Origin of the sequence: Streptomyces sp. NPDC002580, from assembly GCF_042889485.1 — a bacterium.
GTDB lineage: Bacteria > Actinomycetota > Actinomycetes > Streptomycetales > Streptomycetaceae > Streptomyces.
Genome location: NZ_JBIAQZ010000001.1, coordinates 868,411 through 881,710 on the forward strand (window position 1 = coordinate 868,411; position 13,300 = coordinate 881,710).

The window sequence follows — 13,300 nt, forward strand, 5'->3', positions numbered from 1 at the left end:
CTCAAGGGGGGTGTGGCCCGGGGGCGGGCTACGAGACGCTGCGGAGCGCGTCCGCCGGGCGCATCCGGGAGGCGCGCCAGCCGCCCATGGCGCCGGCGATCAGGCCGCCCGTGATGGCGAGGCCCGCGGCGAGCGCGATGGTGGTCATCGAGACCGGCGCGGTGAGCGCGATGTCGATGGTGTTCTTGGCCGCGGACGCCGCCTGCTGGCCGGGTCCGCCGCCGCCGGGTCCGCCGCCCATGCCGCCGCCGGTGGAGCCGAGCTCCGCGGTCAGCTTCGGGCTGATCGCGGTGACGGTGTGGGCCGCGCCGAGGCCGAGGGCGATACCGAGCGCGCCGCCGAGCAGCCCGTTGACGATGGACTCGCCCACGACCTGCCGGGTGACCTTGCGGGAGGGCCAGCCGAGTGCCTTCAGGGTGCCGAACTCGCGGACCCGGCGGGACACGGCGGAGGAGGTGAGCAGCGCGGCGACCAGGAACGCGGCGACGAGAACCGCGACGGACAGCCACTTGCCGACGCTGGTGGCGAGGTTCGAGGCGGTCGACAGCGAGCCGGAGACGGTGTCGGCGAGGTCGGCGGAGGTGGTGACCGTCGTCCCGGAGATGTTCTTCTGGATGGCCGCCTTGACCGTGTCGATCTTCTTCGAGTCGGCCGCCTCGACGTAGATCGTGGTGACCTTGTTCTTCGCGTCACCGAGCGTCTGGGCCTGCTTCAGCGGCAGGTAGACGTCGGTGGTCGACTCGCTGCTGTCGGGCGTCGCGATCCCGATGACGGTGTACTTCTTGCCGGAGATCGTGATGGTCTTGCCGACCGTCTTCTTGTTCTCCTTGGCGTACGACTTGCTGAGCACCGCCACCTTCGCGTTCGTCTGCGCGGCCGTGAACGTCCTGCCCGTGCTGATCTTCGAGGTGGCCAGCGGACCGAGGTCCTGGTGGGTCACGTCGACGCCGGCGACCGAGTAGGAGTTCACGTCGAAGGAGGCGCCGCCGCCCTGGACCTGCGGCGCGTCCGTGCCGCCGCCGTTCTGGCCGCCGGGACCGCCCTGCTGGCCGGAGTCCGAGGTGGAGGACTTCGCCTTGCCCTGGGTGAAGGAGCCGTCGACCTTGGTGACGTTCAGGCTCAGCGCGCCCACCGCGTTCGACACGCCCTTCTGCGCCGCGACCTCGGTGACGAGCGAGGACTTCAGGGCCTGTCCGCCCTGGGTCGTCACCCGGTCCGAGCTCTGCGTCTTGCTGCTGTCGGACTTGGCGTCGAAGTCGAACTTCGGCCGCCCCGAGGAGCTGCCCGTCGGTGCCGTCCGGGCCTTGGTGACCGTCATGTCGGTGCCGAGCCCGTACAGCGACTTCAGGACCTTGTCCTGGGCCTGCTGCATGCCGGCCGACACCGAGTTGACGGTGATGACCAGCGCGATACCGAGCGCCAGACCCAGGGCGATCACCAGCGCCGCCTTCTTGCGCCGGCTCAGCTCACGCTTGAGATAGATGCCAAACATCCCGTTCCTCAAAGGTTCTTGGCGCCCCTGTGGGCGCGGCCACAAGCTATGGAGGAACCTTTGAGCCGGGCTGAGTAAGGGATGTGCGCGGGCTGAGAATCCGGACTCCGGAATCAGAATTCCGTCAGACAGCCGATTCCTGGGCTCTCAAGGGTCTTCTGCCAGGAAACACCTGTTGAGTGGCCCCTCGGCGAAGACCGGCGGGCCGGTTCGGAGGTTTCTCCGGGCGCGTCTCCGGGCGCGTCTCCCGGCGGGGCGGCGGTGGGGGCGGCGAGGCGGGGCCCGTGTTCCCGGGCTCCTTTGCCGTCGCTTTGGACGCGGCGTGCCTTCTCTTTGTCACCCCGCTGTCAAGCGGCCCGGACAGGCTTTGTACGGTCCCGGGATGCGTGATTCTTCCGTGCTCTCCCGACGTGCCGCTCTCGGCCTCGCCGCCGCCGTACCCCTCGCCGCCACCACGGCCACGACCGCGTACGCCGCGACGACGATCGGCGGGGCGCGACTGGCCCGCCCCGGGGTCCAGGCGGGCGGGGCGCCGGGACTGCCCAAGCGGCTCACCGCCCGCGCCTGGCTGGTCGCGGACCACACCACCGGCGAGGTCCTCGCCTCGTACAACGCGCACCGGCGCCTCGCCCCCGCCTCCACCCTGAAGATGCTCTTCGCGGACACCGTGCTGAAGAAGTTCGAGCGCGCCGAGACGTACAAGGTGACCGACGCCGACCTCGCGGACGTCCCCGCGGGCTCCAGCCTCGTCGGCATCAAGCCCGGCATCACCTACACCGTGGAGCAGCTGTGGCAGGGCGTCTTCCTGCGCTCCGGCAACGACGCGGTGCACGTCCTCAGCCACATGAACGGCGGCGTCGCGAAGACGGTCGCCGAGATGCAGGCCAGGGCGGAGGACCTGCAGGCCCTGGACACCCACGTGGTCAGCCCCGACGGCTTCGACCACAAGGGCCAGTTGTCGTCCGCGTACGACCTGACGCTCTTCGCCCGGCACGGCCTCGCGGACGCCGACTTCCGCGGCTACTGCTCGACGAGGACGGCGGACTTCCCGGCCGGCGGCAAGAAGACCTTCCAGATACAGAACACCGACCGTCTGCTGACGGGGGCGTGGGGCCTGAAGACGTACGACGGCCTGATCGGGGTGAAGAACGGCTACACCAGCCATGCCGGCAACACCTTCACCGGGGCGGCGACCCGCGACGGACGGACCCTCCTCGTGACGGTGATGCACCCCAAGAGCGGCGGCAACGGCGTCTACGAGGAGACGGCACGGCTCCTCGACTGGGGCTTCGGGAAGGGCGCGGACGCCGAGCCGGTCGGCACGCTGGTCGATCCGCTCAGCGAGGGCGCCGCGAGCACGAAGCCCACGCGGAAGGCGGCGAAGCCGGCCGCCGGGGCTCCGCGGACGGCGGCCGCGACGTCGGACGGCCCCTCGTGGGGGCTGATCGGCGGGGTGGGCGGAGCGGTCGCGCTCCTCGCGGGCGGAGCGCTGGCGCTGCGCCGCCGCAGGGCCACGGCGGCGGGCGAACCGGCCGAGACGCCGGAGGCGGCCGAACCGGCCGACGGTCGATCTCACTGATTTCGGTGGCAGCCGCTCCGCGGGCCGGTGCACACCTCGCGATCCCCCGCGAGGTCCGCCCCCACCCGGGCCGCGGAGCGACTGCCGCCTCCCCCCTCGGTGTGGACCGTGGTCGTACCGAAGCCTGGTGCTCCAAGTGTGAAGCTCTGATGAGGGAGATGCTGAGCATAAGCGCACTAACGGCTTATATGGTCCGGATGTTCAGCTTCCGTTTGTGCAGGTTGAGCTGTTGACCACTTGCCGGTGAACCGTGCGGCCGTTCCGTACGTGGGTCAGCCGCGCCCGACGTAGGGCATGGCGGTCGCCAGTACCGTCGCGAACTGCACGTTCGCCTCCAGCGGCAGCTCGGCCATGTGCCGTACGGTGCGCGCCACGTCGGCCACGTCCATCACCGGCTCGACCGCCTGTTCGCCGTTCGCCTGGAGCGTGCCGGTCCGCATCCCCTCGGTCATGTCCGTGGCCGCGTTGCCGATGTCGATCTGGCCGCAGGCGATCCGGTACGGACGTCCGTCCAGGGAAAGCGACTTGGTCAGGCCGGTCAGCGCGTGCTTGGTCGCGGTGTACGCGATCGAGCGGGGGCGGGGCGTGTGCGCCGAGATCGAGCCGTTGTTGATGATGCGGCCGCCCTGCGGGTCCTGGTCCTTCATCCGCCGGTACGCCGCCTGCGCGCACAGGAACGCCCCGTCGAGGTTGGTGCCGACGACGTGCCGCCAGGCGTCGTACGGCAGGTCCTCGAGCGGCACGCCGCCCGGCCCGAACGTCCCGGCGTTGTTGAACAGCAGGTCGAGTCGCCCGAACCGGTCGTCCACGGCGGCGAAGAGGTCCGCCACCTCGTCGGGGCGCGAGACGTCCGCGCGGACGGCGATCGAGGGCCCCTCGGGAACGAGGGCCGCGGTCTCCCGCAGGGGCTCGGTCCGGCGTCCGGCGAGCGCCACCGACCAGCCGGTGCGCAGCAGTTCGACGGCCACCGCGCGGCCGATGCCGGACCCCGCCCCGGTCACCACCGCGATTCTCGTCGGCGCGGGATCCGTGGGGTTCGGGGTGTGTGTGGCGTCCATGGGCCCGCAGCGTACGGGAGGGGCGTCGTGCGGGTCCGGCGTCCGGATCTCACCCATCCGTCATCCCGCTGTTGTGTACGCGCCAAACAGACGTTGATCCTGGCCACTCGAATGCTCTGTACGACCACCGTCAGGGGAGGGCCAGATGACACCCGCAGCCCACGACCGTCCGCCGCAGCACGCCCCCGAACTCCGGGCCGTAGCACGCCACATCGGGCGCCGTCGATTTCTCACCGTCACCGGCGCGGCCGCCGCGCTCGCCTTCGCCGTCGACCTGCCCGCCGCGGGCGTGGCGAGCGCCGCCGAACTCGACCCGGCCAGGATCACCGACGACCCCTTCACCCTCGGCGTCGCGTCCGGTGATCCGCTGCCCGGCTCCGTACTCCTGTGGACGCGGCTCGCGCCGACCCCGTACCAGGCCGACAGCGGTCTGCCCGCCGAACGCGTCACCGTGCACTGGGAACTGGCGCACGACGACCGCTTCCGCAGAGTCGTCAGACGCGGCGCGGCCACCGCGCACCCCGAGTTCCACCACGCCGTACACGTCGAGGTCGAGCACCTCGGCCCGGGCCGCGTCTTCTACTACCGCTTCCGGGTGGGCAGTTGGGTCAGCGAGACGGGCCGGACGCGCACCGCGCCCGCCCCCGGCGCCCGGGTGTCCGCCCTCAGGCTCGCCGCCGTCTCCTGCCAGGCCTACCACGACGGGTACTTCACCGCGTACGGCCATCTCGCCGAGGAGGACGTCGAGGTGGTCCTCCACCTCGGGGACTACCTGTACGAGTACGCGGTCAACTCCGTCGGCGGCGCCCGCAAGTACACCGACCGCACGCTCCCCGACCTCTTCAACCACGAGACCGTGACCCTGGAGGACTACCGGCTGCGGTACGCCCTCTACAAGTCCGACCCCGAACTGCGGGCCGCCCACGCCGCGCACCCCTTCGCGGTCACCTGGGACGACCACGAGACCGAGAACAACTACGCCGACGACGTCGACGAGCACGAGGACCCGCCCGAGGAGTTCCTGCTGCGCCGCGCCGCCGCCTACCGCGCTTACTGGGAGAACCAGCCGCTGCGCCGCCGGCAGCTCCCGCACGGACCCGACGCCCAGCTCTACCGCCGGCTGACCTGGGGCAGGCTCGCGCAGTTCGACATCCTCGACACCCGGCAGTACCGCTCCAACCAGGCCTACGGCGACGGGTCGCACATCCCCGGGCCCGAGTCGGACGACCCGGCGCGCACCATCACCGGGCCGACGCAGGAGCGCTGGCTGATCGACGGCTGGCACCGCTCACGGGCCCTGTGGAACGTCGTGCCGCAGCAGGTCACCTTCTCCCAGCGCAAGCTCGACCTCAACCCGGTCGCCAAGGTGTCCATGGACGCCTGGGACGGCTACCGGGCCTCGCGGCAGCGGGTCCTGGAGGGCGCGAAGTCCACCGGGATCGAGAACCTGATGGTGCTCACCGGTGACGTGCACGTGGGGTACGCCTTCGACATCCTGGACGACTTCGACGACCCGGCGTCGGCGACGCTCGGCACGGAGATCGTCGCCACCTCCGTGTCCAGCGGCAAGGACGGCGCCGACAGGCCCGCGAACTGGGCCACCTACACCCAGGCCAACCCGCACCTGAAGTTCTACAACGGACGGCGCGGCTACGTGACCGTCGAGCTGGGACAGGAGGCGGCACGGGCCGACTTCAGGACCGTGCCCGCGGTGACCACCCCGGGGGCCCCGGTCACCACGGCCGCGTCCTTCGTCACCGAGGTCGGGAACCAGGGGCTCGAGCCGGCCTGACGTCCGCCGCCTACGCCCCGCCGGAAAGCTCGCCGGGATAGCGGACGCCGACGCGGTCCCGGATCGTGTCGAGCGTCCGCATCACGGCGAGCGTGCCGTCGAGCGGGACGAGCGGCGACTCGGTCTCGCCGGCCCGCAGGGCGCGCATCACCTCGGCGGCCTCGTGCTTGAGGCTGCTGCGCGGTCCCGAGGCCGGGTCGGCGCGGAAGACCTCGGGCTCGCGGCCGTCGCGGTGCAGGACGAAGTGGTCCGGGAAGAAGAAGCCGTCCGGCACGTCGATACGGCCCTGGGAGCCGGTGACGGACGCGACGACGGGGGTGCCGCCGTTGATGGAGCAGTGCACCGAGGCAAGAGCGCCGCTCTCGTAGGAGAGCAGCGCACCCGTCTGGAGATCGACGCCCTCGTCGGAGAGCACCGCTCTCGCGGCGATGTCGGAGGGCTCCCCGAGCAGCAGCTGCGCGAACGACACCGGATAGACCCCGAGATCGAGCAGCGCCCCGCCGCCCTGCGCCGGGTCCCGCAGCCGGTGCGAGGGCGGGAAAGGCCCCGCCAGACCGAAGTCGGCCTGCACCGTGCGCACCTCACCGATCACGCCGTCGTCGATGAGCGACTTCAGACGCCGGACCAGCGGATTGCAGTACATCCACATGGCCTCCATGAGGAAACGGCCGTGCCGCCGGGAGAGCGCGACCAGCTCCGCGGCCTCGCGCGCGTTCAGCGTGAACGCCTTCTCGCACAGCACATTGCGCCCCGCCTCCAGACACATCCCGGCCGCCACCCGGTGCGCCGAGTGCGGGGTGGCGACGTACACGACGTCGACGTCCTCGTCCGCCGCGAGCGACGCCCAGTCCCCGTACGCCCGCGCGATCCCGAACCGTTCCGCGAACGCCTTCGCCGAGGCCTCGGACCGTGAGGCGACGGCCACCACCTCCGCGTCGGGCATGTCCACGAGGTCCGCCGTGAACGCCGCGGCGATCCCGCCGGTCGCAAGAATTCCCCACCGAACGCGTTCCCGCTCGCCCGTCATGACCGCCCCTTGATCCGTGACCCCGAACACACTGTTCGAACTGAGAGCATAGGGTGCGCATCTTCGGGAGAGGGGGGGCACATGCCCGAGCGTGGCCGCGGCACGCGGGACCAGGAAGGCCCGCGAGGGCACATACCGGGCGCGGAGGTCACCGCCACGGCGCCGACGGCCGCCGAAGCCGTACGGACGCCCGTCGAACCGGCATCTGCCGAACCGGCATCTGCCGAACCGGCATCTGCCGAACCGGCATCTGCCGAACCGGCATCTGCCGAACCGGCATCTGCCGAACCGGCATCCGCCGAACCGGCGTCCGGCGCCCCGCTCCGACCGCCCGCCGGTCCCGGCGCCCGGGGCCGTACCGGCCTCCTCGTCACCTTCGTCCTCGGCGGCCTCACCGCCACGACCCCGCTCGCGATGGACATGTACCTCCCCGCGCTGCCGGAGGTCACCGGATCGCTGCACGCCTCCGCCGCCACCGTGCAGCTCACGCTCACCGCGTGCCTCGCGGGCATGGCGCTCGGGCAGCTCGTCGTCGGGCCGATGAGCGACAGATGGGGCCGCAGACGACCGCTGCTCACCGGCCTCGCCGTCTACGTGGTCGCCACCGTGCTGTGCGCCCTCGCGCCCACCGTCGGGCTCCTCGTCGCCTTCCGCCTCGTCCAGGGCCTCGCGGGCGCGGCCGGGATCGTGATCGCCCGCGCCGTCGTCCGCGACCTCTACGACGGCATGGCGATGGCCCGCTTCTTCTCCACCCTCATGCTGATCTCCGGCGTCGCCCCGGTCGTCGCGCCCCTCATCGGCGGACAGATCCTGCGCGTCACCGACTGGCGGGGCGTGTTCGTGGTCCTCACCGCCCTCGGCATCGCGCTGACCGCCCTCGTCTGGACGAAGCTCCCCGAGACCCTCCCTCCCGCGGAGCGGCACGGCGGCGGTGTCGGCGAGGCGCTCCGCGCCATGCGCGGACTGCTCGCCGACCGGGTCTTCGCCGGGTACATGCTGACCGGCGGCTTCACCTTCGCGGCGCTGTTCGCCTACGTCGCGGCCTCGCCCTTCGTGATCCAGGAGATCCACGGAGCCTCCCCGCAGACCTTCAGCCTGCTCTTCGGCGCGAACTCCGTCGGCCTGGTCGTCGCCGGGCAGATCAACGGCAAGCTGCTGGTCGGCCGGGTCGCCCTCGAGAAGGTGCTGGCCACCGGCCTCACGCTCGTCGTGCTCGCCGCGACCGCGCTGCTGGTCATGTCCACCGGCCTCCTCGGCACGGTCGGGCTCGCACCGGTGGCCGCCGCGCTCTTCGTGCTGATGTCCGCCATGGGCCTCGCCCTGCCCAACACCCAGGCGCTCGCCCTCATGCGCGTGCGGCAGGCGGCCGGTTCCGCCTCCGCGCTGCTCGGCACCTCCTCCTTCCTCATCGGCGCGGTCGCCTCGCCCCTCGTCGGCATCGCGGGAGAACACACCGCCGTCCCCATGGCCGTCGTCCAACTGGCGGCGGCACTGGTCGCCGTCGCCTGCTTCGTGGGACTGTGCCGTCCCCGGCGGCCGGGACACACGACGAACGGAAAGGCGGCGGACAGCTGAGCGCTCCACGACTGCGGATCGGCACACCGGAACGGGCCGGACTCGACACCGGAGAGCTGCGGCGACTCACCCAGGAGGTCCGCGCCCTGACGCGCCGGGCCGATCCCTGGGCGGCGGGCGTGGTGCTGGTCGCCGGACGGGGCCCGGTCGTCGCCGTCGAGGAGGCGGCGGGGTGGGCGGTGCGCTACGCGGCCCACGACGAGAAGACCGGCCGAGGGGTCGAGCTGCCGCCGGACGCGCGCGTGCCGGCGACCGTCCACACGCCCTTCGACCTGGCCTCGCTCACCAAGCTGTTCACGGCGGTCGCCGCGGTGCAGCAGCTCGAGCGCGGCACGCTGGGCATCGACGCGCGGGTCGGCGCGTACCTCCCGGAGTTCCACGCGGCCCGCGAGCACGGCGTCACCGTACGGCAGCTGCTCACCCACACCTCCGGGCTGCGCCCCGAACTCCCGCTGTACGACTGCCCGGACGCCGAGGCCCGGCTGGCGCTGCTGCGGGCTGAGGCACCCTCGTCGGAGCCGGGCGTCCACCTGTACTCCGACCTCAACCTGATCCTCCTCCAGTACGTGCTGGAGCGCGTCACCGGCCGGACACTGGACGTCCTCGTCCGGGACGGCATCACCCGCCCGCTCGGGATGAACGCCACCGCGTTCGGGCCCTGCCCCGGCGCGGCGGCCACGGAGGACCAGCGGCGGCCGTGGGCCAAGGCCGACCGGGGGATGCTGCGAGGCGTGGTGCACGACGAGAACGCCTGGGCGCTCGGCGGGGTGGCCGGCCACGCCGGTCTCTTCTCCACCGCCCGCGACCTGGCCGTGTTCTGCCGCACCCTGCTCGCGGGCGGCTCGTACGGCCCCGCCCGCATCCTGGGCCCCGACTTCGTCGAGCTCCTCCTCACCCCGCCCGGCCTCGGATTCGCCCTCGACCAGCCCTCGTTCATGGGCGCCCTCGCGGGCCGCGGCGCGGCCGGCCACACCGGTTTCACCGGCACCTCCCTGGTACTGGACCCGGCGACGGACACGTTCCTGGTGCTGCTCGCCAACACGGTCCACCCCGTCCGCCGCCCGGCGGACAACGCGCCCCGGGCGGCGGCGGCCACCCGACTGCGACGGGCGGTGCGGGGCACCTGAGCGGTGGCGGCGGCCCCGGCGCGGGGCGGCCGGGGTCCCGGCGGCGGGCGGGCGCGCGCACCTGAGCGGTGGCAGCGCCGGCCGCGGTCGGCGAGGACCCGGCACCGAGCGGGGACCCGGCACCGAGCGGGGACCCGGCACCGAGCGGGGACCCGGCACCGAGCGGGGACCCGGCACCTGAACGTTGCCTTGGTGGGCGGGGCCCGGCACCTGAACGTGGGGGCGGTCGGCGGGTGCCCCGGTTCCGCGCGGGGCACCCGTGAGCGGTGGGCGCGGCAGGCAGAGGTCCGGCACCTGAGAGAATCGGGCCGTGAACGCCCCCGTACCCTCCGCCGACACCCTGCGCGGCGCCCTGGCCGGCCTGCTCGACGGCCTGCCGCCGAAGGCCGCCGCACAGGCCGTCGAGCGGCTGATCGTGAACTACCGGGGGACCACCCCGACCCACGCGCCGATCCTCCGGGACCGCTCGGACGTGGCCGCTTACGCCGCGTACCGGATGCCCGCGACCTTCGAGGCGGTGTGCGCGGCGCTGGAGGCGTTCGCGGACGCGGTGCCCGGCTGGGTGCCGGGCAGCCACGTGGACGTCGGCGGTGGTACCGGCGCGGCCACCTGGGCGGTGAACGCGGTCTGGGAGGGCGCCCGACCGGTGACCGTGCTCGACTGGGCCGAGCCCGCCCTCGCGCTCGGCCGGGAGATCGCCGCGGCCAACCCGGAACTGAAGGACGCCGAGTGGCGCCGCTCTCGTATCGGAGCGGCGCTCACCATCGAGAGCACTGATCTCGTCACCGTCTCGTACGTCCTGGGCGAGCTCACCGAGGCCGACCGCGTCTCCGTCGTGGACGCGGCGGCGAGCGCCGCGCAGGCCGTCGTGATCATCGAACCCGGCACCCCCGACGGCTACACCCGGGTCCTCGCCGCCCGCGAGCGCCTGATCGGGGCCGGCTTCCACGTCGCCGCCCCCTGTCCGCACAGCGCGGCCTGCCCCATCGTCCCCGGCCAGGACTGGTGCCACTTCTCCGCGCGGGTCGCCCGTTCCTCCCTGCACCGTCAGGTCAAGGGCGGTTCCCTGCCCTACGAGGACGAGAAGTTCAGCTACGTCGCCGCGACCCGCCTCCCCTGCGCCCCGGCGCCCTCCCGCATCGTGCGCAAGCCGCAGATCCGCAAGGGGCAGGTCCTGCTCGACCTGTGCGAGCCGGACGAGGCGCTGCGCCGGGAGACGGTGACCAAGCGCCACGGACCGCTGTACAGGTCGGCCCGCGACGCCGACTGGGGCGACGCGTGGCCGCCGCCCGGGGACCCGCTCTGAGCACTCGCTCCCACCCGGGTCGGGGGACGCCGGCGGCCCTGATCACCACGTGTCGATGACCGGCGCGTCGGGTTCGCGCTGCCGCCAGGCCTCGCCGAGGCGATCGAGCCGGCCGGCGGCGGCGACACCGTACAGGGACGCGATCCTGCCGTCCCTGACCTCGAAGGCGACGGCGCCCACGATCCGGCCCTCGACCACGGCGAGGACGGCCGGGCATCCGTTGACCGGCGCGATGTGGAACGCGGGGGAGCCGCCGGCCAGCCGCCGCTTCGCCGGCGTGGGCCTGAAGCCGGCCCGCACGAAGGAGGCGACCCGCTCGCGGGTCCGGTAGCGCAGCAGCCGCTTGCCCAGTCCGGCGCCGTCCGAGACCACCGTCACGTCGTCGGTGAGCAGCGCCACCAGCCGTTCGGTGTGCCCCGACGTGGCGGCGGCGAGGAACTCCTCGACGACCCGGCGCGCGGACGCGGGGTCCGTCTCCTCGCCCCGGCGGCGCTCGGCGGTGACCCGGAGCCGGGCCCGATGGGCGTGCTGCTGGCTGGCGGACCTGGTGATGCCGAGGATCCCGGCGATCTCGGCGTGGCTGTACGAGAACGCCTCGCGCAGGACGTAGACGGCCCGTTCGACCGGCGAGAGGCGCTCCAGGAGGGTGAGTACGGCCAGGGACACCGACTCGCGTTGCTCGAACGTGTCGGCCGGGCCGAGCATCGGGTCGCCCTCGAGGAGCGGTTCGGGCAGCCAGGCACCGGCCGCGCGCTCGTGGCGCACCTGAGCCGAGCGGAGCCGGTCGAGGCAGAGATTGGTGACGACCCGGGTCAGCCACGCCTCGGGGACCTCGACGCGTTCGCGGTCCGCGGTCTGCCAGCGCAGGAACGTGTCCTGCACGGCGTCCTCGGCGTCGGCGGCCGAGCCCAGCAGACGGTACGCGAGGGAGGCCAGCCGGCCCCGGCTGGCCTCGAACCGATCGATGGCTGCGCTGTCCATGCGGAACAACCTATGCGGCGGCCCTCGCACCGGCCCGGTCGGGTGCGGTGACCAGGCGCCGCTTGCGCTTCGGCATGCCGAAGGTCGGATGGGCGATGCCGAACCCGGCTCCCTCGAGCACCCCCGACTTGAGCCGCGCCGCGGTCCGGCCGCCCAGGTACCAGGACTTCGCCCTGGCGTCGTCGTCCACCATCTGGAAGATCGCGTCCCGCCGTCCGAGGCTGATGTGGTTGCCGTAGTACTTCAGGCCGGTGGCCGGGACCTCGCCGCCCGTGAGGCGCGCGATGATCGCGGCGGTCGCCTGCATGTTGGTGAAGCCGGCCGAGGCGCAGGACATCGGCAGCGGGCGGCCGTTGTCACCGATCGCGTGGGCGCAGTCCCCGGCCGCGTAGACGTCCGGGTGCGAGACCGAGCGCATGGTGCGGTCGACGAGGATCCGGCCGGCCCCGGACACCTCCAGGCCGCCTGCGGCCGCGATGGGGTGCACGGCGAACCCGGCCGCCCACACGGTCACGTCGGCCGGGACGGACGTGCCGTCGACGGCGACCACGTGCGTGGCCTCGACGGCTTCGACCTCGGTGTGCTCGTGGACGGTGACGCCGAGCCGGTCGAAGGCCCGGCGCAGGTGGCGGCGGGCCTTCGGCGAGAGCCAGGCCCCGAGCTCGCCGCGGGCAGCCAGCTCGACCGAGAGGTCGGGCCGGGACTCGGCGAACTCGGTCGCGGTCTCGATGCCGGTCAGGCCCTCGCCGACCACCAGCACGGTGCCGCCGGAGCCCAGGGCTGCCAGGCGCTCGCGCAGTCGCAGCGCCGAGGCCAGGCCGGTCACGTGGAAGGCGTGCTCGGCGACACCGGGGAGACCGTGGTGGGCCACGGAGCTGCCGAGTGCGTAGAGAAGCGTGTCGTACCCGAGCTCGCCGTCGCCGTCCTCGCCGGTCACGGCGACGGTTCGGCGGGCGGGGGCGATGCCGGTGACGCGCGCCAGCCGAAGCCGCACCCCGGTCCCGGCGAACACGTCGGCGAGTCCGCGGAACGTGAGGTCCCGGCCGGCCGCGAGCTGGTGGAGTCGCATCCGCTCGACGAAGTCGGGCTCGGCGTTGACGACGGTGATCTCGGTGTCGGCGGGGGAGAGCCGACGGGCCAGGTTTCCGGCGGCGAAGGCTCCGGCGTACCCGGCGCCCAGTACGACGATGCGGTGCTTCATGGTGTGGCTCCTGTCTCGTTCGCGTACGCCTTGAACGAGACGGCGCCCCGATCGCTGACAGGAGTCGGGTGTGACGCGGGTCACCGGGCCGGGACGGCGGCCGAGCCTCCGAGCCTTAGGGCCGAGGCGCTGCCACGGCGGCGCCCATCGCGTACGCCCGGT

The 13,300-nt window shown here is 73.0% G+C and carries 10 protein-coding genes and 1 pseudogene; 5 read left to right on the forward strand and 6 right to left on the reverse strand.

Annotated elements, in window-relative coordinates; translation table 11 throughout:
- Positions 1–28 precede the first annotated feature (28 nt).
- The gene (locus ACFYW7_RS03730) at positions 29–1,492 is read right to left on the reverse strand and encodes an ABC transporter permease (protein ID WP_389497421.1); all 1,464 of its coding nucleotides are present in this window, start codon (positions 1,490–1,492) and stop codon (positions 29–31) included.
- Positions 1,493–1,874: 382 nt separating this feature from the next.
- On the opposite strand from ACFYW7_RS03730, the gene ACFYW7_RS03735 reads away from it, so the two are divergent.
- Positions 1,875–3,071 carry a D-alanyl-D-alanine carboxypeptidase family protein gene (locus ACFYW7_RS03735; protein ID WP_389497423.1) on the forward strand — a complete coding sequence of 399 codons (1,197 nt, stop codon included), beginning with the start codon at positions 1,875–1,877 and terminating at the stop codon, positions 3,069–3,071.
- A gap of 272 nt (positions 3,072–3,343) precedes the next feature.
- Here ACFYW7_RS03735 and ACFYW7_RS03740 read toward each other — a convergent pair whose 3' ends face one another.
- Entirely contained in the window at positions 3,344–4,129 is a 786-nt protein-coding gene (locus tag ACFYW7_RS03740; protein WP_389497425.1) for an SDR family oxidoreductase, read from the reverse strand.
- 145 nt (positions 4,130–4,274) lie between these two features.
- On the opposite strand from ACFYW7_RS03740, the gene ACFYW7_RS03745 reads away from it, so the two are divergent.
- Complete coding sequence (locus ACFYW7_RS03745) at positions 4,275–5,921, forward strand: alkaline phosphatase D family protein (RefSeq protein ID WP_389497427.1); 1,647 nt, start codon at positions 4,275–4,277, stop codon at positions 5,919–5,921.
- A 10-nt stretch (positions 5,922–5,931) separates the two neighbouring features.
- Here the strand turns inward: ACFYW7_RS03745 and ACFYW7_RS03750 are convergent, their stop codons facing one another.
- Positions 5,932–6,579 carry a Gfo/Idh/MocA family protein gene (locus tag ACFYW7_RS03750; protein WP_389498554.1) on the reverse strand — a complete coding sequence of 216 codons (648 nt, stop codon included), beginning with the start codon at positions 6,577–6,579 and terminating at the stop codon, positions 5,932–5,934.
- A 57-nt stretch (positions 6,580–6,636) separates the two neighbouring features.
- A pseudogene (locus ACFYW7_RS03755) lies at positions 6,637–7,197 on the reverse strand (Gfo/Idh/MocA family protein); the annotation flags it as partial.
- Here ACFYW7_RS03755 and ACFYW7_RS03760 point away from each other — a divergent pair.
- The 3 genes from ACFYW7_RS03760 (at position 7,081) to ACFYW7_RS03770 (ending at position 10,956) form a co-directional block, all read left to right on the forward strand.
- The gene (locus tag ACFYW7_RS03760) at positions 7,081–8,523 is read left to right on the forward strand and encodes a Bcr/CflA family efflux MFS transporter (protein WP_389498556.1); all 1,443 of its coding nucleotides are present in this window, start codon (positions 7,081–7,083) and stop codon (positions 8,521–8,523) included. The pseudogene ACFYW7_RS03755 and the gene ACFYW7_RS03760 overlap by 117 nt on opposite strands.
- Positions 8,469–9,650: a serine hydrolase domain-containing protein gene (locus ACFYW7_RS03765; RefSeq protein ID WP_389497429.1), complete on the forward strand. Its 1,182-nt coding sequence runs from the start codon at positions 8,469–8,471 to the stop codon at positions 9,648–9,650. Before ACFYW7_RS03760 ends, ACFYW7_RS03765 begins: the two co-directional genes overlap by 55 nt.
- Positions 9,651–9,960: 310 nt before the next feature.
- Positions 9,961–10,956: a small ribosomal subunit Rsm22 family protein gene (locus ACFYW7_RS03770; protein ID WP_389497431.1), complete on the forward strand. Its 996-nt coding sequence runs from the start codon at positions 9,961–9,963 to the stop codon at positions 10,954–10,956.
- Between the two features lie 42 nt (positions 10,957–10,998).
- Here the strand turns inward: ACFYW7_RS03770 and ACFYW7_RS03775 are convergent, their stop codons facing one another.
- Entirely contained in the window at positions 10,999–11,937 is a 939-nt protein-coding gene (locus ACFYW7_RS03775) for a sigma-70 family RNA polymerase sigma factor (protein WP_389497433.1), read from the reverse strand.
- Positions 11,938–11,947: 10 nt separating this feature from the next.
- Positions 11,948–13,138 carry an NAD(P)/FAD-dependent oxidoreductase gene (locus ACFYW7_RS03780; protein WP_389497435.1) on the reverse strand — a complete coding sequence of 397 codons (1,191 nt, stop codon included), beginning with the start codon at positions 13,136–13,138 and terminating at the stop codon, positions 11,948–11,950.
- Positions 13,139–13,300: the final 162 nt, after the last annotated feature.

Bases quoted from the DNA above. Each gene is read 5' to 3' on its own strand.
- ACFYW7_RS03730 (WP_389497421.1), bottom strand. From the start codon at position 1,492: ATGTTTGGCATCTATCTCAAGCGTGAGCTGAGCCGGCGCAAGAAGGCG.
- ACFYW7_RS03735 (WP_389497423.1), top strand. From the start codon at position 1,875: ATGCGTGATTCTTCCGTGCTCTCCCGACGTGCCGCTCTCGGCCTCGCC.
- ACFYW7_RS03740 (WP_389497425.1), bottom strand. From the start codon at position 4,129: ATGGACGCCACACACACCCCGAACCCCACGGATCCCGCGCCGACGAGA.
- ACFYW7_RS03745 (WP_389497427.1), top strand. From the start codon at position 4,275: ATGACACCCGCAGCCCACGACCGTCCGCCGCAGCACGCCCCCGAACTC.
- ACFYW7_RS03750 (WP_389498554.1), bottom strand. From the start codon at position 6,579: ATGGAGGCCATGTGGATGTACTGCAATCCGCTGGTCCGGCGTCTGAAG.
- ACFYW7_RS03775 (WP_389497433.1), bottom strand. From the start codon at position 11,937: ATGGACAGCGCAGCCATCGATCGGTTCGAGGCCAGCCGGGGCCGGCTG.
- ACFYW7_RS03780 (WP_389497435.1), bottom strand. From the start codon at position 13,138: ATGAAGCACCGCATCGTCGTACTGGGCGCCGGGTACGCCGGAGCCTTC.